The organism is Streptomyces sp. NPDC005438, assembly GCF_040606315.1.
In the GTDB taxonomy this organism is placed as follows: Bacteria; Actinomycetota; Actinomycetes; order Streptomycetales; family Streptomycetaceae; genus Streptomyces.
Genome location: NZ_JBEXEP010000011.1, coordinates 96011 through 116267, shown reverse-complemented (window position 1 = coordinate 116267; position 20257 = coordinate 96011). Strand labels below are relative to the sequence as shown.

17 protein-coding genes and 2 CRISPR repeat arrays are annotated in these 20257 nt (G+C 72.0%); of the genes, 10 read left to right on the top strand and 7 right to left on the bottom strand.

The features are described from left to right. Positions 1-41 precede the first annotated feature (41 nt). Both ABZT14_RS21985 and ABZT14_RS21980 read right to left on the bottom strand, forming a co-directional pair. The gene (locus tag ABZT14_RS21985) at positions 42-1691 is read right to left on the bottom strand and encodes an AMP-binding protein (protein WP_356305366.1); all 1650 of its coding nucleotides are present in this window, start codon (positions 1689-1691) and stop codon (positions 42-44) included. A gap of 213 nt (positions 1692-1904) precedes the next feature. Then, complete coding sequence (locus ABZT14_RS21980) at positions 1905-2663, bottom strand: GntR family transcriptional regulator (RefSeq protein ID WP_356305364.1); 759 nt, start codon at positions 2661-2663, stop codon at positions 1905-1907. A 769-nt stretch (positions 2664-3432) separates the two neighbouring features. Here ABZT14_RS21980 and ABZT14_RS21975 point away from each other — a divergent pair. The 6 genes from ABZT14_RS21975 (at position 3433) to ABZT14_RS21950 (ending at position 9247) form a co-directional block, all read left to right on the top strand. After that, on the top strand, positions 3433-3807 hold the full coding sequence (locus ABZT14_RS21975) for a hypothetical protein (protein ID WP_356305362.1): 375 nt from the start codon (positions 3433-3435) through the stop codon (positions 3805-3807). A gap of 94 nt (positions 3808-3901) precedes the next feature. Beyond that, positions 3902-4279 (top strand): hypothetical protein, encoded by a 378-nt coding sequence (locus ABZT14_RS21970; RefSeq protein WP_356305360.1) that lies wholly within the window; start codon positions 3902-3904, stop codon positions 4277-4279. Positions 4280-4554: 275 nt separating this feature from the next. Next, positions 4555-5435: direct repeats of the CRISPR family, unit length 27 nt; unit sequence CTGCTCCCCGCACGCGCGGGGATGGTC. A gap of 192 nt (positions 5436-5627) precedes the next feature. Then, complete coding sequence (locus tag ABZT14_RS21965; protein ID WP_356305358.1) at positions 5628-6299, top strand: metalloregulator ArsR/SmtB family transcription factor; 672 nt, start codon at positions 5628-5630, stop codon at positions 6297-6299. After that, positions 6296-7552 carry a cysteine desulfurase family protein gene (locus ABZT14_RS21960; RefSeq protein ID WP_356305356.1) on the top strand — a complete coding sequence of 419 codons (1257 nt, stop codon included), beginning with the start codon at positions 6296-6298 and terminating at the stop codon, positions 7550-7552. Before ABZT14_RS21965 ends, ABZT14_RS21960 begins: the two co-directional genes overlap by 4 nt. Positions 7553-7688: 136 nt before the next feature. Next, the gene (locus ABZT14_RS21955) at positions 7689-8945 is read left to right on the top strand and encodes an MFS transporter (RefSeq protein WP_356305354.1); all 1257 of its coding nucleotides are present in this window, start codon (positions 7689-7691) and stop codon (positions 8943-8945) included. Continuing rightward, complete coding sequence (locus tag ABZT14_RS21950) at positions 8942-9247, top strand: sulfurtransferase TusA family protein (RefSeq protein WP_356305352.1); 306 nt, start codon at positions 8942-8944, stop codon at positions 9245-9247. Before ABZT14_RS21955 ends, ABZT14_RS21950 begins: the two co-directional genes overlap by 4 nt. Before the next feature lie 319 nt (positions 9248-9566). After that, positions 9567-10327: direct repeats of the CRISPR family, unit length 29 nt; unit sequence CTGCTCCCCGCGCACGCGGGGATGGACCC. Between the two features lie 591 nt (positions 10328-10918). Here the strand turns inward: ABZT14_RS21950 and ABZT14_RS21945 are convergent. Continuing rightward, positions 10919-12883 (bottom strand): BTAD domain-containing putative transcriptional regulator, encoded by a 1965-nt coding sequence (locus ABZT14_RS21945; RefSeq protein ID WP_356305350.1) that lies wholly within the window; start codon positions 12881-12883, stop codon positions 10919-10921. Between the two features lie 160 nt (positions 12884-13043). Here ABZT14_RS21945 and ABZT14_RS21940 point away from each other — a divergent pair, with 160 nt between their 5' ends. Next, positions 13044-13943, top strand: a complete 900-nt coding sequence (locus ABZT14_RS21940) for an alpha/beta hydrolase (protein WP_356305348.1) — start codon at positions 13044-13046, stop codon at positions 13941-13943. Positions 13944-14210: 267 nt separating this feature from the next. Continuing rightward, positions 14211-16367: a PI-PLC domain-containing protein gene (locus ABZT14_RS21935; RefSeq protein WP_356305346.1), complete on the top strand. Its 2157-nt coding sequence runs from the start codon at positions 14211-14213 to the stop codon at positions 16365-16367. 33 nt (positions 16368-16400) lie between these two features. On the opposite strand, the gene ABZT14_RS21930 is transcribed toward ABZT14_RS21935, so the two are convergent. Further along, positions 16401-16778 (bottom strand): VOC family protein, encoded by a 378-nt coding sequence (locus ABZT14_RS21930; protein ID WP_356305344.1) that lies wholly within the window; start codon positions 16776-16778, stop codon positions 16401-16403. After that, positions 16775-17068, bottom strand: a complete 294-nt coding sequence (locus ABZT14_RS21925) for a metalloregulator ArsR/SmtB family transcription factor (protein WP_356305342.1) — start codon at positions 17066-17068, stop codon at positions 16775-16777. Before ABZT14_RS21925 ends, ABZT14_RS21930 begins: the two co-directional genes overlap by 4 nt. 70 nt (positions 17069-17138) lie before the next feature. Here ABZT14_RS21925 and ABZT14_RS21920 point away from each other — a divergent pair, with 70 nt between their 5' ends. Beyond that, complete coding sequence (locus ABZT14_RS21920; RefSeq protein WP_356305340.1) at positions 17139-17891, top strand: hypothetical protein; 753 nt, start codon at positions 17139-17141, stop codon at positions 17889-17891. Positions 17892-17909: 18 nt separating this feature from the next. Here ABZT14_RS21920 and ABZT14_RS21915 read toward each other — a convergent pair whose 3' ends face one another. Further along, positions 17910-18533, bottom strand: a complete 624-nt coding sequence (locus tag ABZT14_RS21915) for a helix-turn-helix domain-containing protein (protein WP_356305338.1) — start codon at positions 18531-18533, stop codon at positions 17910-17912. A gap of 343 nt (positions 18534-18876) precedes the next feature. On the opposite strand from ABZT14_RS21915, the gene ABZT14_RS21910 reads away from it, so the two are divergent. Next, complete coding sequence (locus ABZT14_RS21910) at positions 18877-19389, top strand: hypothetical protein (RefSeq protein ID WP_356305336.1); 513 nt, start codon at positions 18877-18879, stop codon at positions 19387-19389. 42 nt (positions 19390-19431) lie between these two features. On the opposite strand, the gene ABZT14_RS21905 is transcribed toward ABZT14_RS21910, so the two are convergent. Further along, positions 19432-20241, bottom strand: a complete 810-nt coding sequence (locus ABZT14_RS21905; RefSeq protein ID WP_356305334.1) for a maleylpyruvate isomerase family mycothiol-dependent enzyme — start codon at positions 20239-20241, stop codon at positions 19432-19434. Positions 20242-20257 lie beyond the last annotated feature (16 nt).

The following is a 20257-nucleotide window of genomic DNA, read 5'->3' as shown; positions in this document are numbered from 1 at the left end:
CGTACGCGGGGGAGCGGCCTCGGGCGGGGGCGTACCGGTGCTCAGGCGTGGCGTACCGCCGCCTCGTCCTGGAGACCGAGCAGTTCCACCGCCTCCTGCCGCATCTGCACCTTGCGCACCTTGCCGGTGACGGTCATCGGGAACTCCTCCACCACGTGGACGTAGCGGGGGATCTTGTGCCGGGAGAGGCTGCCCTCGCAGAAGTCCCGCACCCGGTCCGTGTCCAGGGGCTCGCTGCCCGGCCGCATCCGTACCCAGGCCATCAGCTCCTCCCCGTACCTGGCGTCGGGCACGCCGATCACCTGGACGTCCAGGATGTCGGGGTGGGTGAGCAGGTACTCCTCGATCTCCCGGGGGTAGAGGTTCTCCCCGCCCCGGATCACCATGTCCTTGATCCGGCCGGTGATGTTGGCGTACCCCTCGGCGTCCATCACCGCCAGGTCCCCGGTGTGCATCCAGCCCTCGTCGTCCAGGGCCTCGGCGGTCTTCTCCGGCTCCTCCCAGTACCCCAGCATCACCGAGTAGCCCCGGGTGCAGAACTCCCCGGTCACCCCGTGCGGAACCACCTCGCCGCTGTGCGGGTCCACGATCTTGACCTCGATGTGGGGGCCGGGCCGCCCCACGGTGCTCACCCGACGGTCCAGGCTGTCGTCGGTCCGGGTCTGCATGGACACCGGCGAGGTCTCCGTCATCCCGTAGCAGATGGAGACCTCCGTGATCCCCATCCGGTCGATGACCTGCCGCATCACCTCCACCGGACACGGCGAGCCGGCCATGATGCCGGTGCGTACGGTGGCGAACCCGCTCTCGTCGAACCGGGGACTGTTGAGCAGCGCGATGAACATGGTTGGCACCCCGTACAGCGAGGTGCACGCCTCCTCGGCCACGGCGGCGAGGGTGGCCTCGGGGTCGAAGGCGGGCGCCGGGATCACCATGGCCGCCCCGTGGGTGGTGGCCGCGAGGTTGCCCATGACCATCCCGAAGCAGTGGTAGAAGGGCACCGGGATGCAGATCCGGTCGGCCTCGGTGTAGTGCAGCAACTCCCCCACGAAGTAACCGTTGTTGAGGATGTTGCGGTGGGAGAGGGTCGCGCCCTTGGGGAAGCCGGTGGTCCCGGAGGTGTACTGGATGTTGATGGGGTCGGTCGGCCGCAACCCCGCCTCGATGCGCTCCAGTTCGGACCTGTCACTGGCCCGTCCGGCCTCCAGCAGCCGTTCCCAGGACGCCTCACCGATCAGCACCACGTCGGTCAGCTCGGGACACTCCCCCCGCACCTGGTCCAGCATCCCCGCGTAGTCGGAGGTCTTGAACGAGGGGGTGGCCACCACGGTGCGCACACCGGACTGGCGCAGCGCGTAGGCCACCTCGTGGGTGCGGTAGGAGGGGTTGAGGGTCACCAGGATCGCGCCCAGCCGGGCGGAGGCGTACTGCGTGAGGGTCCACTCGGCGCAGTTCGGCGCCCAGATCCCCACCCGGTCCCCGGCTCGCACCCCCAGGTCGCGCAGGCCCAGGGCGACGGTGTCCACCGCGTCCAGGAACTCCCGGTAGGTCCAGCGCCGGCCGGTGGCGCACTCCACCAGCGCCTCCCGCTCTCCGTACCGCTCCACCGTGGCCAGCAGGTCCGCGCCGATGGTCACCTCCTTCAGGGGCGGCTCGGTCGGACCGGCGGCTTGGCTCAGGCTGGTGTTCACTTCGGGGCCCCCTTGGCCGACTGCGTGACGGGAGGTGTGCCGGGGAGATCAGGGACGGGTGGTACCGCCAAAGGCTAGCCACGCCCCCCGCCCCCCACCAGTCCAGCGACATCGCCGAGCGGCCGGCCCGCGCCAGGGGGCCCGTCCGGGGCTACCGGTGCGCGGTCGGTACGGCGCGGGCCCGTGCCGCCTCCGGGGGGCGGGCCCCCCACCTCAGGCGTCGAAGGCGTACTCCAGGATGTACGACGCCGAGTCGAGGACCATCTCGTTGACCTCCACCGGCTTGCCGCCCTCCTCGAAGGCCGTGCGGCAGATCAGCACGACCGGCGTACCGGGGGAGAGCCGCAGCGCGTCGACCTCCGCCTGGGTCGGCATCCGCGAGCGGACCTCCTCGCGGAACCGCACGGGCTTGTGGCCGAGGTCGTCGAGCCGCGCGTACGTACCGCCGGGGCCGGTGTCCTCCTCCAGGATCGGCGAGCCGGCGACGAGCGTCGCGGGAAGGTAGCTGGTGGACAGCAGGACCGGCTTGCCGTCGAGCACGAAGCGACGACTACGCACGCACACCGCGCTCCCCGGTTCGACGTCCAGGACGGGACTGATCCGCTCGGGCACCTCGTTCTCGCGGACCTCGACGTGATCCACCTCAAGGTTCCGCTCCCCGAGGTCGGCGGACCAGATCGACCGGCCGCTGCCCCACTGCTGGGCGGAGAGCCGACTGATGCCCTGCCGTCGCAGGGGGCGGAAGTCCCGGACGTAGACGCCGGCGCCCTTCCTCGCCTCGGTCAACCCCTCGTTCTGCAGCACACCGATCGCCTGACGCGCTGTCATACGGGCGACCCCGTACCGGGACATGAGGTCGTTCTCGCCCGGCAGCCGGTCGCCGGGGCCGTAGTCGCCGGCCTCGATCGCCCCGCGCAGGTCGTCCGCGATCGACTGGTACTTCGGCTGGCGCTTCCCGCCCTCGTCGGCCATCAGAACTCACCCTCCTCTCTGATCTCTAGACAACCCTAGAGGAACAAGCACTGCATGTCCCGGACGGAGTTCAGGCCGTGTGAACAGGCTCTCGTCGCGGTTCTTGACGACTCTAGAGATGTGTTGTTCTCTAGAGATGTTCACGCGCGGTGATTGTGCGAAGTCAAGGGGTGGCGTATGTCCTCGTTCGAGATCGCCTCGTTCGACCCAGGCGAAGGTGCCCGGAAAGGGTGCTGCGGCGGGGGTGTTCACGGAGGTCCCGTGTCGATCGTGGGTTCGCGGGTCTGGGATGGAGACGGAACCTCGGCGCGTTCGGGCGGCGTGCTGTCGCGTTGTCGGGCTCTTCCCGAGAGAGCCGGTAGGGACCCGCCTTCGCCAGCTCAGAGAAGCGGCGTGGCGTGCCGCCTCGACCTCGTGCCTCGTCCACCAGGCTTTTGGTGTGACGACTCATCGACCACGCGGCCGTTCGCCGGCCGTACTTGAACGCCGCCCCCGATCTGGGCGCGATCCCTGGCAGGAAGACCCAGCGAGGGCGGCTCCACCTCTCAAGGAGAGATGCAGTGCCAAGTTTGCCCGACAGGGAACACACACGACAGTCCGCTATCCCTCCCGCCCCCTGCGACTCCTGTGGGCACTGGGCTGAGGAGCCGGTGCTCATCGTCGCGATGCGGCTGGCTCAGGGGCCCGGTAGGGGACACGTCGGTTGCCGGGACCGTATGGAGGCCCGGGCCGCTCGACGGCCGGCCGTCGCGGGAAGGGTGTGAGCGGCGTGGATGCCCAGCAGAGCCCGCCTGTCAGCGCCAACCTTCGGCTGCTTCCGTGGACCGACACCGCCGGCCGCCCCTGTTATCTCAAGGAGGGCCGTACTCGGGGATACGTCTCTCGCAAGGCGGACTACGTGGAGGCCGAGCAGATCGACAACGGGCGTGAGTGTCTGGAGTACGCCAACGAGATCCTGGCCGAACCCGAGCCGGACGAGGAGGAGTTGCTGTTCCTCGTCGAACCGCTGCGGGACGCCCTCCGTGACCTCCTCCGCATCGCCAAGTCCCGAGGCGACCGCATCCCTCAGTACTACGGAGAGATCGCGGAAGGGGAGGCCCCGCCGGAGCCTGACGGCGAAGTGAACGAAGAGGAACGGCAGTAGTCGTCGTTCGTCCCCGCTTCGTCGAGCGAGACCGGGCCCCCACCCCGCTATGGGGTGGGGGCCCTCCGCGTTCCGAGGCCGGGGTGGTGTATCCGTGAGGGAGGCATCGAGGACCGGGGGCGGGACGGCAGTGATGGGGATGTTGGGCGGGATCGCCGGGGGAGTGGGGGTGCGCCTGCGGAGGGTGTCCTCCACGGTGTGGTGGTGCGCCGGGGTGGGCGCGACCCTGTGCCTGGTCGCCGCCGTGTTCGTGGTGTACGAGCAGTACGTGTACGGGCGGGGCCACGCGTACGGGGAACGGGAGGCGATCCTCACCACCCACGTGTTCGACGGCCCGTATCCGGGCGGTGACGTCTCCTCGTACGCCGAACTTGCCGAGCAGGAGTGCGTCGAGCACGGGGCGAGTGACGGTCAGGACGCCGAGTCCCCGAAGTGGGTGCAGGGCTGCGTCGACGCCGTTCTACGTCGCTGACACCCGGCTGGTGACGACGGTGGGTGAGCAACTCCCCTGGCGGGACTTTGACTTGGCCGGTGACCTGTACGGCGCCCACTGGTCGGTGGGGGAGGTTGTCGGGTGGCGAGGTGGCCGTGTCACGTGGCCTGGGGGGCGGGCGTGAGGGGCGGGACTGCTGGGGGCGTCCACGTATCGTGGGTGGGTGCCGTCGAACGGGGGGAGGGGAAATGTCCGTTTCTTTGAAAGTTGCTCGGGAGGGTGCCTCTCGCGGGTAAACCCCCAGGCCAGCAAGTCTGCTCCCCGCACGCGCGGGGATGGTCTCCCCCCACCTGCGCACAGAAGGCTTCGACCACACTGCTCCCCGCACGCGCGGGGATGGTCTCTATTGAGGACCACTCCCCGGGCCACCTGCGGCCTGCTCCCCGCACGCGCGGGGATGGTCTCGAACCGCCCCAGAGCCCGCGCGGCCCTAGTGACTGCTCCCCGCACGCGCGGGGATGGTCTCCGACGGTGGGCGAGGGCATCCCGAGCCAGATCCTGCTCCCCGCACGCGCGGGGATGGTCTCCGGTGGCCAGGTGGACCCCGCTGGCCGACCGGCTGCTCCCCGCACGCGCGGGGATGGTCTCGCCGCCCACCTCACCTGACTGTCAACGGAAGTCTGCTCCCCGCACGCGCGGGGATGGTCTCTGGACTGCGGGAGGGGGCCTCGCCGCCGCGGTCTGCTCCCCGCACGCGCGGGGATGGTCTCCACGGACACAATCCCTGCGCCCCTTTGGTCGACTGCTCCCCGCACGCGCGGGGATGGTCTCCGGGCGGGGACGGGAGCCGACCCCGACCGAAGCTGCTCCCCGCACGCGCGGGGATGGTCTAAGCACTGCATGTCCCGGACGGAGTTCAGGCCGCTGCTCCCCGCACGCGCGGGGATGGTCTCCGAACGGTCACCACCAGGTGATGCGGCCCTTCCTGCTCCCCGCACGCGCGGGGATGGTCCCTGCCCGGGGTGCAACGCCTCGGGTAATGTCGGCTGCTCCCCGCACGCGCGGGGATGGTCCCCAACCGGCGAGGAGGGTGAGTTCTGATGGCCGCTGCTCCCCGCACGCGCGGGGATGGACCCCCGATCTGCTCGTAGAGCGGCACGCCGCTCGCCTGCTCCCCGCGTACGCGGGGATGGCCCCGGCCGTGCCCGAGGCCGCACCACGACGCCCCTCGCCCCCGGCACGCCCCGGGGGCGAGGTGAGGTGGGCTGGCCGCCAACCCCGGGCTGTCCCGCCCGGGATGGGGGTGGGGTGCACGTGGCTGGAGGGGGTGGCTGTTCGGTGGTGGGCGGGAGTACGGTAATCCATGGAATTCTGGAGGAAGGAATCCATGGAGACGACGCGCGAGGCGAAGGCGCGACTGTACGAGGCTTTCGCCGCCAGTGGGAAGGCGCTGGCCAGCGGTAAGCGGCTGGAGTTGCTCGACCTGCTGGCTCAGGGGGAGCGGACCGTTGACGTACTGGCGAAGGCGGCCGGGCTCAACCTGACCACCGCCTCGGCGCACCTCCAGATTCTGAAGCAGGCCGGTTTCGTCGCCACCCGCAGGGAGGGCGTGCGGGTCCACTACCGGTTGGCCGGCGACGACGTGGCCCGGCTGTTCGTACTGCTGCGCAAGGTGGCCGAGACCCATCAGGCCGGCGTCTCCACCGCCCGTGACGCCTACCTCGGTGACGGTGGGACGGCCGCGATGACGAGGGAAGAGCTGCGGGAACGCGTGGGCGCGGGGGACGTCGTACTGCTGGACGTACGTCCGGCCGAGGAGTTCGCCGCCGGCCACATCCCCGGCGCGGTCTCCATCCCGATCCGGGAACTGGCCGACCGGATCAGTGAACTGTCCGAGGACGCCGAGGTGGTCGTGTACTGCCGGGGGGAGTACTGCGTGATGGCCTACGAGGCGGTACGGCTGCTGAACGACCACGGCCGCCGGGCGATCCGGCTCAACGACGGCATGGTGGAGTGGCGGCTGTCGGACCTTCCCGTCGACGTGTCGGAACCGGCGTGAACGGGGCGGCCGACGACGGGCACCGGATACATCCGGCCCTGCGCGGCGGGCCGGTGTACCTCGACTACAACGCCACCACCCCGGTTGACCCCCGGGTGACCGAGGCGATGCTCCCTCATCTGACCGGCTATTTCGGCAACCCTTCCAGCGGCCACCTCTACGGCGCCGAACCCCGCCGCGCGTTGGCCGGCGCCCGTACGGAGGTCGCCGTGCTCGTCGGGGCCGAGCCGGGCGAGATCGTCTTCACCGCGTCGGGTTCGGAGGCCGATCTGCTCGCGACACGCGGCGCCGTCCTCGCCTCCGGCGCCCCCCGGCCGCACGTGGTCACCCAGGTCACCGAACATCCGGCGATCCTGGAGAGTTGCCGCGTACTGGAGCGGCTGCACGGGGCGCGGGTGACGGTACTGCCCGTCGACGAGGAAGGGTTGGTGGACCCGGCCGCGTTGGGCGCCGCGCTCACCCACGAGACGGTACTGGTCTCGGTCATGGCGGCCAACAACGAGACCGGCACCCTCCAGCCGGTCGCCGAACTCGCCGCCCTGGCCCACGAGTTCGGCGCCCTGTTCCACTGCGACGCGGCGCAGGCCGTGGGCAAGATCCCCATCGACGTGAAGGCGCTCGGGGTCGACCTGCTCACCGTGGTGGGCCACAAGATGTACGCCCCGAAGGGCGTGGCCGCGCTGTACGTGCGCGAGGGCGTACGACTGGAACCGGTCACCTACGGCGGAGGCCAGGAGAACGGCCTGCGGGCCGGTACCGAGAACGTCGCCCTGGCGGTCGCCCTCGGCACCGCCGCGCGACTCGCGGCCACCGAACTCGCCGCCGGCTCCTGGGAACGGCTCACCGCCCTGCGGGACGACCTCCACCGTCGACTCGACACCGGACTGCCCGGCCGGGTCCGGCTGAACGGCCCCGCTCGGCAGCGGCTGCCCAACACCCTCAACCTCGGCATCGAGGGGGTTCTGGGGCACGAACTCCTCGACGCCGTCCCCGAGATCGCCGCCTCCACCGGTTCGGCCTGCCACGAGGGCACCCGTACCCCGTCCCCGGCGCTCACCGCCATGGGGCTGCCCGACGACCGGGCGTCCGGGGCGCTCCGGTTGTCGCTGGGGCGCTGGACCACCGAGGAGGACATCGCGATCGCGGCGACCGCGCTGGTCCGGGCGGCCACCGCGTACCCGGAGGCGCCGGACACCCCGGTCGCGGTACGCGCCTCCACCCCGGCGAGCCCTCCACGTCCCGACCCCGCCTGACCGGCGACCGCACCCGACGGCCTCCACCCCGACGGCCGGAAAGCCTCCCGGCGTTACCCCTCGCGGGTCACGACCAGCCACCACACACCAGCCGCGTCCGGCCCTGTCGGGCCGCTCGACACCCCACGGAACACACATGACCAGTACCGCCGCCGACAGCCCCGCCTCCACGACCGACACCGCGACCGTGCAACGCCGGATCCTGCGGGTACTGGTCATCTCCCAGGTGCTCAGCGGCGCCGGTCTCGCGGCCGGTATCACCGTCGGCGCGCTGCTGGCCCAGGACATGCTCGGCTCCACCAGCCTGGCCGGCCTGCCCAGCGCCCTGTTCACCGCCGGCTCCGCCCTCGCCGCCGTCGTCGTCGGACGGGTCTCGCAGGCTCGCGGTCGACGCCCCGGGCTCGCCATCGGCTACCTCACGGGCGCCCTCGGAGCCGCCGGGGTCATCGTCGCGGCGGCGTGGGACCAACCCGTACTCCTCTTCTTCTTCCTCCTGGTCTACGGGGCCGGTACCGCCACCAATCTCCAGGCCCGCTACGCCGGCGCCGACCTCGCCACCCCCGACCACCGTGGACGGGCGGTCTCCCGCGTCCTGGTCGCGACCACCCTCGGCGGCGTCGCGGGCCCCAACCTCACCGCCCCCACCGGCTCCCTCGCCGAAACCCTCGGCCTGCCCCACCTGGCCGGCCCCTTCCTCCTCGCCGGGGCCGCCTACGCCCTCGCCGCCCTGGCCCTCACCCTCTGGCTCCGCCCCGACCCCCTCCTGCTGGCCCGCGAACTCGCCGAGGAGGACACCCCGGCCCCCACCATCGAGAGGAACGGCGAGCCCTCGGACGTACGCGAAGGCCGCAGCGGGGTGGTACTCGGCGCCCTGGTCATGGTCCTCACCCAGCTGGTGATGGTCGCGATCATGACGATGACCCCGGTCCACATGCACGACCACGGCCACGGAACCGCCGCCTCCGGCCTCGTCATCGCCCTCCACGTGGCGGCCATGTACCTGCCGTCCCCCCTCACCGGCTGGCTCGTCGACCGCTACGGCCGCATGACCATCGCCGCCGCCTCCGGCGTCACGCTCCTGGCCGCCGGGGTGGTCGGCGCCGCCGCCCCGGGCGGGTCGGTCGCGCTCGTCGCGCTCGCCCTGATCCTGCTCGGGCTCGGCTGGAACTTCGGCCTGGTGTCCGGTACGGCGATCATCACCGACACCGTCCCCCTCGCCGTACGCGCCAAGACACAGGGCACGGTCGACGTGTCCATCGCTCTGGCCGGCGCCACCGGGGGCATGACCTCGGGCCTCGTGGTCGCCGCAGCCGGGTTCCCCGTGCTGGCCCTGGTCGGCGGGCTCCTCTCCCTCGCCCTCCTGCCCGCCATCGCCCTCACCGCCCGCCGTTGACGAACGCCGCCGACCCGCCCCCGCCCTCCGCCGATCTCACCGTCGACGGCACCGGACTGCTGTGCGTGACCCTCCTGCTGAGGCTGCGGGCACGGATCGCCGAGGCTCCGCCCGGCACCGTCGTCCACGTCATCACCACCGACCCCGCCGCCTGGCTGGACCTGCCCGCCTGGTGCCACATGACCGGACACCACTACCTCGGCCACACCACCCTCGCCGGCGACCCCGTCCACACCCTCCGCCTCTCCGCCGACGCCCGCCCCACCCGAGACGGCGCCCCCTGGCACCCCGAACACGCCTGAGCCAGCACGGTGTTCGGTACCGGCGGGTCTCGCACGGCAACCCCGTACGGGGACTTGCCAGGTGTCCCACGCCAACTCCCCACTGCGTACCGGGACTTACTCGGACGGCGCCCTCGGAGTTGGGGTACGAGGAGCGGTCGACCAGTCGAGTCCGGCACCCTTCCGGGACGGTGCCTGGGACGGTCGCTGACGGTGCCCGGCGAGGTCCCGTCCACGTATCGTGGGTGGGTGCCGTCGAACAGGGGGAGGGGAAATGTCCGTTTCTTTGAAAGTTGCTCAGAACGGCGCCCCTCGCGGGTAAACCCCGAGGTCAGCAAGCCCGCTCCCCGCGCACGCGGGGATGGACCCCGACCGCTACGGCCGGCCAAGCCGCGTCTGGCCCGCTCCCCGCGCACGCGGGGATGGACCCGCGCCGAGGATGAGCGGCCACGCCATCCCGAGCCGCTCCCCGCGCACGCGGGGATGGACCCGCCTGCCAACACCCGGCGGGGCCGGGAGTCCCCTGCTCCCCGCGCACGCGGGGATGGACCCAGAGGCGACTACCTCCGGTCGGAGGACGGCCACTGCTCCCCGCGCACGCGGGGATGGACCCATCGATGATCAGCCCCTGTTCCCTGAACCCCTCTGCTCCCCGCGCACGCGGGGATGGACCCGTCGACCCGAGCGCGGGCGACATCACCGAGGACTGCTCCCCGCGCACGCGGGGATGGACCCGGCTACGGCCTGTCCGTCACCCTCACCGTCCTCTGCTCCCCGCACGCGCGGGGATGGACCCCCGTGCTCGGGGCAAGCCTGCTGGCCGACCGGCTGCTCCCCGCACGCGCGGGGATGGACCCCAGGGCGGCGAACTGCCGACGCAGAACGTCGACTGCTCCCCGCGCACGCGGGGATGGACCCGGCGGGTTGCTCAAGCCCGGTACCGGAATGTACTGCTCCCCGCGCACGCGGGGATGGACCCCACGGACCCGCCCACGCCAAGGAGGACAAGCACTGCTCCCCGCACGCGCGGGGATGGACCCTGCGGCGGCGGCGTCGCGGGATGGCGGTAAGGCTGCTCCCCGCACGCGCGGGGATGGACCCGCCAAGATGCCGGACAGCGCCTGCAACAACTGCTGCTCCCCGCGCACGCGGGGACAAGGGAGGCCTGCTCCCCGCGTACGCGGGGATGGTCCCCCTACGTCGTCCCCCGGAAAACCGCAGGTCACTGCTCCCCGCGTACGCGGGGATGGTCCCCCGTACCGCGTGCGCCCAAGGCGGTGCGTGAGCTGCTCCCCGCACGCGCGGGGATGGACCCGCGGCCGTAGATGCCGTGAACGGGGTGCTGCACTGCTCCCCGCGCACGCGGGGGTGGTCCCAGCCACCCTCGGGCGTCGATCGGTCGTCCGTTCTGCTCCCCGCGCACGCGGGGGATGGACCCAGCCGCACCTGCCCCCTCCCGCACACACGCCCGGGCTGGCCCCACCGTGCCCCCCGCGAACACGTACCGGCGCCCCTGTCCCACCCCGTGGGGCCGTACCGTGTTGGGCGCCGGGGTGGTGTCCCGGACACGACGGGTGCCCGCCCAACTGTCCCCGAACGGTGGGCCGTTGGGCGGAGGTGAGCCGAGGCCCCGGAGATGTCCGACCCCGGGCACCCTCGGTAAGCCAGCCCCCTGACGGAGGGCGGCCCCCGTCAGGGGGCGAGGTACCGCGCTACGGGGCCGAAGGTCAGCAGGCCGCTGCCGGCGCCGGCGTGTTCCCGGGCGGCGGGGCGCAGCGCCTCATGGGCGGCTGCGGCGACCTCGTCGACGCCGGTGCGGAGGGCGGCCACGCGCAGGGCGCACCACAGCGCTTCGTGGAGGTGGTCGGGTGTTGGCGGTGGTGCCTGGCGTACCGCGTCGGCGGCCTGTCGGGATCGGCCCTGGGCGAGGAGGAGCAGGGGGCGGGCCCAGGGGGTGTAGGGGCCCCAGTCCAGGGTGGGGTCGGTGGGTGCCGGTCGGTCGTGGAGCAGGTGGAGTCCCAGGAGGGCCAGGGGCAGCAGGCCGTCCGCGACGCCCGGCATTCCGGCCGTGGCCAGGGGGACCGAGGCCGCGCGGTAGGCGGACTCCACGGTGGACACCGGTGTGCCTTCGGAGGCGTGGCGCATGGCCCGGAACCAGGTGGTCAGTACGGTGACGGCCGGCGACTCGTGGGCGTCGGCGAGGGATTCGGCGGCTCGGGCGTGCTCCTCGGCGGCGGGGAGGTCTCCCAGGGCCGAGCGGGCCTGGAGTCGTACGAGGTGGCCGAGGATCTCGTGGGCCGTCAGACCGTGGCGGGCGGAGAGGTCGACGAGTTCGGTGCCGAGGGCGTCCCGTCGGGGCCAGTGTCCGGGGATGGTGAAGGACTGGAGGAAGACGCCGTTGAGTGCGAAGACCAGCAGGTGGGGGTCGCCGAGTCGGCGGGCGAGGCGTTCGGCCTCGTACGCGGCCCGTACCGCTCGGGGGGAGTGGGAGCCGCGTGACTCGACGGCGATGGTCGACAGCAGACGGGCTCGCAACGCCTCGGTGCCGTGGGGGAGTTGGTCGCCGTGGTGTTCCTCGGCAGTGAGGGTGGTGAGGGCGCGTTCGGCGGCGGCGACCACCTCGTGGGCCTGGGCGGGGTCGTCGAGGCGGCTCCAGATGGCCGGTACGTCGTAGGCGCCGATGACCCGGGCGGTCAGTCGGCTGTCGCCGGTGGCCTCGGCGGAACGGATGGCCTCCAGCCGTTGTCGCCGTGCGGCCACCAGGCCGTCGCCTCCGCCGATGGCCAGGGTGCGGACCAGGTCGACGGTGGAGCGCAGCCGGGTACGGGGTCCCACCCCGGGGGCGTGCTGGTAGGCGGCGACGGCGCTCTCCCAGGTGCCGCCCCGGGGTGCGGTGACCTCCAGGGTGGGGGAGCGGCGGAGGATGTCCAGTTCCAGTTGGCGTAGGGCGGGGCCGGGGTCGACGCCGAGTTGGCGTCGGAGTCGGGTGCGTACCCGGTCCAGTACGGTCAGGGCCTCGCCCTGTCGGCCGTCCAGGTAGAGGGTCCGGGCGAGGAGGCCCCAGGCCGGTTCACGCCAGGGGTGTTCGGCGAGGTGGCGTTCCAGCAGGGGGATCAGGGGCGCGGTGACGCCCTGGTGGAGGCGGGCGAGGGTGTGCCGTTCCACGGCCTGGAGCCGCAGCTCCTCCAGCCTGGCCCGTTCGGCGTGGATCCAGGGGGACTCGGGGAGGTCCGCGTAGGCGGGGCCGCGCCAGAGGGCGAGGGCTTCCCGCAGTCGGGGTTCGGCCTCCGGGTCGGTGGCGGACCGGGCGTACTCCAGGGCCTGTTCGAAGTGGTGGGCGTCCACGTCGAGCCGGTCCGGGCGCAGGGCGTAGCCGGGCCCCTCGGTGACCAGCAGCCGGGGCGGGGTCCGGGGCGGGCGCTCGGGTTCCAGGGAGCGGCGGAGCGCGGCGACGAAGGTGCGCAGCGAGGTGAGGGCACCCGCGGGAGGGGCTCCGGCCCACAGGTCGTCGAGGAGTACCTCGGTGGGGACCAGCCGGCCGCGCGCTACCAGGAGGCGGGCCAGGACCTCGCGGTGCCGGGGGCCGCGCAGCCCGAGGGGGCGCCCCTCGGGGTCGACGGCGCGTACCGCGCCCAGCACCTCGATCCGTACCCGCATCCTGGCATTCTCCGCCCTCGCGCCTTGTCGCTCATCCGTTGCTCATCCCCACCGCGCAGGTTGGGAGTGTCCTCCTTCGGCCCCATGAAAGGCGCGCACGGTGTCCCTCTGTTCCTCTGCCTCCTCCTCTTCCTCGTCCCGTCCGACCGGTTCGGCCTCCGTGGAGCCCCCGGCATCCCTTGCTTCCGCGTTCCACCCCGGTTTCGAGGTGGTGCGCGTCCCGGTGGCCCCCGGGGTGAGCCTCTCGGCGGCCGTCGGTGGTACGGGTTCCCCGGTCGTGCTGTTGCACGGCTTCCCCCAGACCCACCTGATGTGGCGGCACGTGGCGGGGGAACTGGCGCGGGACCACACCGTCATCGCCCCCGACCTGCGGGGCTACGGCGCCAGTGACAAGCCGGAGGTGACCGGTGAGGACACCTACGCCAAGCGCACCATGGCCGCTGACGTGGTGGCCCTGGCCGCCGAGTTGGGGCATCCGCGTTTCGCCCTCGTCGGTCACGACCGGGGTGCCCTCGTGGCCTTCCGGGCCGGGCTGGACCATCCCGGGGCGGTCACGCACCTGGCCTGTCTGGACGTGCTGCCGACCCTGGACATGTGGGACGTGCTCCGTGGGCGCGAGGCGGCGGTGGCCTTCCACCTGTACCTGATGGCCCAGCCTCCCGGCCTGCCCGAGACCATGATCGGCAACAGCGCCGAGGCGTTCTTCGCGCACTTCCTGGACGTCTGGGGCGGGACCCCCGACGTCATCCCGGACCAGGTGCGCGCCGCCTACCTGCGGGCGAGCGCCGCCGCCGTACCGTCGATCGTCGCCGACTACCGGGCGTCGGCCGGGGTCGACGTCGCCCATGACCGGGCGGACCGGGAGGCCGGGGCCCGTCTGACCATGCCGGTCGCCGTCGTACAGCAGGACTGGGGCGCCCGACTGGGCTTCGACGGCGCCGCCCGCTGGCGGGCCTGGGCGCCCCGGCTCGCGCACCACACCGTCGACGCCGGCCACTTCATGGCGGAGGCGGCCCCCGAGAGGATCACCGAGGTCATCCGGGAACTGCTACGGGGCTGACCGCTGCCGGCCGGCCCCGGCTCCGGGTGGGCACCCGGGGGCCAAGTCGGCGACCGGGGCCGGCACTTGGTGGAGCGGAAGGGGGTGGGTACCGGGTTTTTGTCGACACATGGATTCGGCCTACGCTGGCCGGGCAGGGGCTGGACCAGCGAAGAAGGGGGCACGGTGGGCGGGAGCACGGATGCGAAGGTCGACTCGAAGCCTTCCGAGGCCCCGGCAGCACCGCCCCCCGGGTGGCGGCAGGCCCGTGTGCTGAGGCGGGCCCGGGTGGTCGCCAGTGTGCTGGTCGTGCTGTGCGTGGTGGTCCTGGCGGGGGCGGGCACCCTGCGCGCGACCCTGCTGAACCGGGGCTTCTACCAGGGCGTGCTGGACGACGAGCGGGCGTACGACCGGCTGTACGACGAGGTGCTGGTGGACCCCCAGGCCCAGCCGGTGACCCGTAGCCTGCTGGCGCGTCTGCCGGTGCCCGAGTCGGTGGTGACGGCCAACCTCAAGACCGTGCTGCCCTCGGCGACGGTGCGGAAGCTGACGGACGAACAGATCGCCGCCCTGCTGGGGTACCTGCGCGGGAACACCGACACCCTGAGCCTGTCGGTGGACCTCACACCGGTGATGGCCAACCTGAACGGCCTGGGCGAGATGTATCTGGGCGACCTGGTGGCCGCCAAGAACCCGAGGTCCGAGGCCGATCTGCACACCGCGCTGAAGAAGCTGGACACCGCCCTCGACGATGTCGCGGCCGGCCGCAAGCCGGATCTGCCCAAGGTGAAACTCGGCGACAAGGCGGTACGGGAGGGTACCCAGCTGTTGCTGTCCGGGGTGCCGAAGAGTGAGCGGGAGGACCTGCGGCCCCAGGTGAAGGGGGCGTTGGCGGTGGGGGACGTGGCGACCGCGCTGGCCGCCGTCGGCCCCCACCTGCCCGGTACCACGGCCGGCAACGGTGGCAACAAGGCGAAACAGGACCTGATCAGGATCACCGACGGCGGCCAGTGGAACGTGGCCGACGACCTGCGGAGCGCGGGCGCCGACACCCGCAAGCTGGAGTCGGCCCGGCACGTCACCCACATCACCCTGGGCGTGGTGCAGACCACCGCAACGGTCATCGGTATCGCCGCGGTGGCCTTCCTGTGGTTCTTCGGTCCACGGCGCCGGGTCCGGCGGCTGCGCAACCTCGGGACGCTGCTCGTCGTGGGGGGTGTACTGACCGCCCTGGTCTTCCTGGTGGTGCGGTGGAAGGGCGATTCCCTGGTGTGGACGCCGCCCGGTTCCTGGCCGCCCACCCTGGCGAACCTGGTGGAGGACCTGGAGCGGGCCGGTGTCCGTTCGTTCAGCAGTGCCGGGCTGCTGGCCGCGCTCACCCCGTTCGCGGTGGGGCTGCCGCTGCTCGTCGGCTGTGTGGTCTGGGAACGGCGGGTCACCGGCCGGAAGTTGACCCCGCGTACCCGCAAGGCGGCCCTGGGCGGCATCGGGGCCGTAGTCACCACCACGGTGGTGCTGGGCCCCGCGCTGCTGCCGACCGCCGCCCAGGGGTCCCAGCGGATCTACTGCAACGGTTCGGCCGAGATGTGCGACCTGCGCTACGACCAGGCCGCCTACCTCGCGTCCCACAACGCGATGTCCTCGACCGCCGAGAAGTTCATCAGCCCCCTCCAGGACGCGGACATCACCACCCAGCTCGACCACGGCGCCCGCGCCCTGCTGATCGACACCCACACCTGGGAACGCCGTGACGAGATCGCCCAGCGGTTGAAGCTGTCCGAGTTCGCGCCGGACACCCAGCAGCGGATCAGCGGCATCATCGACAAGGCCAGCCCGGCCCGACCGGGGCTGTGGCTGTGCCACGCGATCTGTCGCGGCGGCGCCATCCCGCTGGTGGACACCCTGCGCAAGGTGGGCACCTGGATGGACGACCACCCGGACGAGGTGGTGACCCTGATCATCCAGGACGGGATCAGCGGGAAGCAGACGGCCTCGGCGTTCCGTCGGGCCGGGCTGAACGACAAGCTGTTCACGCCCGACTCCGACCCCGGGGCCCGGTGGCCGACGTTGGGGGAGATGGTGGAGGACGACAAGCGGCTGGTCGTCTTCGCCGAGGGCGCGGATGGCCCGGCCCCCTGGTACCGCAACTTCTACAAGTACGGCATGGAGACCCCGTACGAGTTCTCCTCGCCGCAGGAGATGAGCTGCATCCCCAACCGGGGTGGCAGGGACAAGCGGCTGTTCCTGATGAACCACTTCGTCACCCACGGCGGAGGGAGTCGTATCGACGCCGGGGAGGTCAACGCCAAGGACTTCGTCGTCGAACGGGCGCGTGGCTGTGAGGCCGAGCGGGGGAGCCCGGTGAACTTCGTGGCCGTGGACTTCGCCAACCTGGGCAGCGCCCGGGAGGCGGTGGCGGCGCTCAACGCCTCCCGCACACCCTGAGTACGGGACTGCGAGTACGGGACCGCCCGCGCCTCAGCCGCCCTGGACGATCTGGATCAGGTTGCCGCAGGTGTCGTCCAGCACGGCCGTGGTCACCGCGCCCATCTCCAGCGGTTCCTGGGTGAAGCGCACGCCGAGTGCGCTCAGTCGGCGGAACTCTTCGGGCACGTCGTCCACCGCGAAGGAGGCGGCGGGGATGCCGTCCTCGGCCAGGGCCCGCTGGTACGGCCCGACGGCGGGATGGCCGTCGGGCTCCAGCAGGAGTTCGGCGCCCTCGGGGGAGACCACGGTCAGCCACCGGTCCTCGCCGAGGGGGACCTCGTGCTTCTTCACGAAGCCGAGCACCTCGGTGTAGAAGCGCAGGGCCCTGTCCTGGTCGTCGACGAAAACACTGGTGAGGTGGATCCTCATGGGCTGTCCTTGGGGGAGTCGGGCCTGAGCCACCGGTTGACGGCGCGTTCCAGGGGTGCGGTGCGCAGGTCGTGGAACTTGTAGCGGCCCTGCCGTCGTGAGACGACCAGCTCCGCGGACTCCAGTACGGCCAGGTGCTGGCTGATCGCCTGGCGGGTCAGTCCCACGCCGTGCCGGTCCCACAGGCGGGCGCAGAGTTCGAAGAGGGTCTGGCCGTCCCGTTCCACCAACTCGTCCAGGATGTGTCGACGGGTCGGGTCGGCCAGCGCCTTGAAGACATCCTCGGTCACGCCCCTACGATAGGCAAGCCCTCGCTTGCCTGTCAGGGGTCCCACCCGCCTCTCGGTATCGTCAGCCCCCATGAACACCGAGTTATGGGTGGCGTCCGTGTCCGGGGCGGTGGCGTTGGTGAGTGCGCTGATCAGCGTCCGGGCCGCCCGTGGACAGACCCTTCTGGCGGCCGAGTTGGAACGGCGGGCCACCGAACGTCGGGAGGAGGCCGAGCGGCAGGACGTGATGGGCCGGCACCGCGACCCCCTGCTGTGGGCGGCCTACGACCTCCAGTCGCGCCTGACCAACATCGTCCGCCACCGGTTCCTCGACAAGTTCTACGCCCGGGGAACGGAGTGGCAGCGGCGGTACGCGGTCCGCAGCACCCTCCACGTGCTCGCCGAGTGCCTCGGGCAGGTGGAACTCCTCAGGCGACGTGTCCAGTTCCTCGACCTCGGCAACCGTCAGGACAACCGGACCGTGATGAACCGCCTGACGGACGTCGGTGCCGTGCTGAGCGACAGCCGGGACCGTGACTCCCCGTTGATGATCTTCCGCAGCACCCAACGCGCCCTGGGGGAACTGGTCATCGACGGTGACGGCTGTATTGGCTACGCCGAGTTCTGCCGGCGTCTGGAGCAGGACGCGTGGTTCGCCGAGTGGTTCGAACCGCCGGCCGAGGAGGTCCGCCGACTCGCCGCCGTATCGGGACCGGACGCGTACCGGCGGCTGGTGCGCCTCCAGAACGCCCTGCTGGACCTGATCGACTTCCTCGACCCGGAGACCGAGCGCTTCCCCGACCGGAACCGCACGAGGCTTCCCCTGACCGGAACGAGTCGCTAGCCGGCTGTGGGGAACGTCTCAGGGGTCCTCGGGGCGGGGGGTGTCGGGCGGTGAACCCATGTCCCACTCCAGCCCGTAGCGGTCGAAGAGGTCGCCGCGCAGCCGGGACCGCTCCAGCGGGGCGCCGGGCAGCAGGACGGCTATCACCGCACCCATCAACTGGGCGCGCAGCATGGGGTAGTCGGTGTCCGGGTCCTTGGAGCCGTAGCCGATCACGGCCCGGCGGAGCAGGGTGGCCAGTTGCTGCTGCTCCTGGCACTGCACGAAGCCCTCGTACTGGAGGATCGTGGCCATGTGGGTGCGCATCAGTACCGGCTGCTCCACGGCCAGGCTGAGTATCGCGTCGATCGCCCGGGCCAGCAGTTCCCGGCCGGCGTCCGGCCCGGTGGGCAGGGGCTCGCGGTCCAGCGCGGCGCCCAGCCGCAGGTGCATGGCGCGGTGGACGGCGGACTGGAGGAGTTGCCGCTTGCCGGCGAAGTAGTACGACACCAGCCCGCGAGCGGTGCCCGCCTGGTCCGCGATGTCCCCGAGGGTGGTGGCCTCGTAGCCCCGCTCGCTGACCAGGTCCACGGTCGCCTGCAGGATTCGCGCACGTGAGCGCTGGCGCAACTCTTCATTGACCGAAGCGCTCCGAGGGGACATGCTGTACTCCACGCGTTGACTGGCTCCCAGTCAATATACTCAGCGCGAGGCGAGGCGCCGACACCGGTTGGCCGGTGGACGCCCCCTCGGCTGGCGGTTTCGGGCGACGCGGGGGATCGCCCGAGACCGGGCCGCGACGTGGGCCCCTCTCACAGGGGGAGAGGGGACCGCACCCACTGTTCGCGGCCTTCCAGCGACCCACCAACTGTCGCTGTTAGCGCGGCAGTTGGTGGGTATGCTCCGCCCAGAATTCTCGCGGTCGAACCAAGCGGTGGGCTGTCACTGCCCCCGCCCGTCGCCGTCCGCGCGCCACCGTGGGCGGCCCGTTTCAACGGGGAGTGGAATGTCTCTCGCGATCTGTTCGCTCATCTGGGACGCCAAGGCCAGCAAACAGCGTTCCCAGAAGGTCTCGTACGACGACGACGGCTACCACCTGGTGCGCTTCCCCTACGAGGGGGAGTCCTACGACCCCTGGCACATGCACGACCCCGACAAGGGCGGTTCCGAGCCCTCGAAGTTCCCCGACACCCGCTCCGGCCTGATATGGCCCAGCCACGACGGCTGGGGGGTGCTGTCGGCCACGGTGCACTGGGAGGCCGACTCCACGCCCTCGGAGTACCGCGCCCGTTTCGTACGTGACCCCCTCGGTGACGGCTACGACTCCACCGGCACCAGCGCCGCCAACCGCACCGGGGGAGCGGAGTTCCACACCTACGTCTGGCAGTTCTTCGTCCACCCCGACGTACCGGTCGGCCTGAAGATCACCGCCCGGGGCTCGGGCGACCGCAAGGTGGCCACCCCGATCAGTCACGCCCAGTTCAAGCTGGCCATACACACCGACGTGGCCGTGCCCTGACCCGACCCGGAAGGGGCCCCGCCCGCCCGCCGGAGGCGGCGTTCACTCCCGGAGCCAGAACCCCGACCGCTCCAGCCACAGGTCCAGCAGTGCCGCGTCACCCTCGACCGTCACGGCCCGGTCCCCGGCGGTGCGGCGCCGGTAGAACAGCAACAACAGGTCGGCCAGCGGAGCCCGTACGGTCACCGCCGCCCCCACCGGGGCGGAGGCGTCCGTACGGCCACAGGTCACGGTGTCCCCGGTGAGGTCGACCAGCCAGCCGGTCGCGTCCCCCGAGGAGGCCAGCCCCTCGAAGCGCAGGACGCGCCCGGCGCCCAGCAACGGCGGTTCCCCGGGGCCGGACGCCAGGACCTCGGGCACGGTGGTGAACCCCATCCACTCCTCGACCCCGTCCAGGGCGACCTCCTCGTCCAGCGCGAACGCCGTCCCCAGGGACTGGCTCGCGTCGGCCCGGTGCACCACCGCCTCGAAGGTCATACGCCGCGCCCAGAACAGCGCGTCGCCCCCGGGGCCGGGGGTCCACACCGCGTCCTCGGGCCGGACGGCCCCCAGGGCCTCGGTGAGCAGGCGCGCGCCCTCGGCGAGCCAGGAGTCCAGCTCCCCGGGGTCGGCGTCGGCGTGGTCCGCGACCTCGTTGACCAGGTCCTCCGCCACCGGCTCGGTGGCCCGGGTGCGGACCACCTCGGCGGCCCAGTGGTGCGTGCCGCCGACGTGCCGCAGCAGCTGGGCGAGGTTCCAGCCGGGGCAGCCGGGAACCGGGACCGTCAGGTCGGCGCCGCGTACGCCGGACCGCAACAGGCCGATCTGGGTGGCGAGTTCGGCGCGGTACCGTGCGTAGCTCAGCGTGATCATGGACGGCATCGTAGCC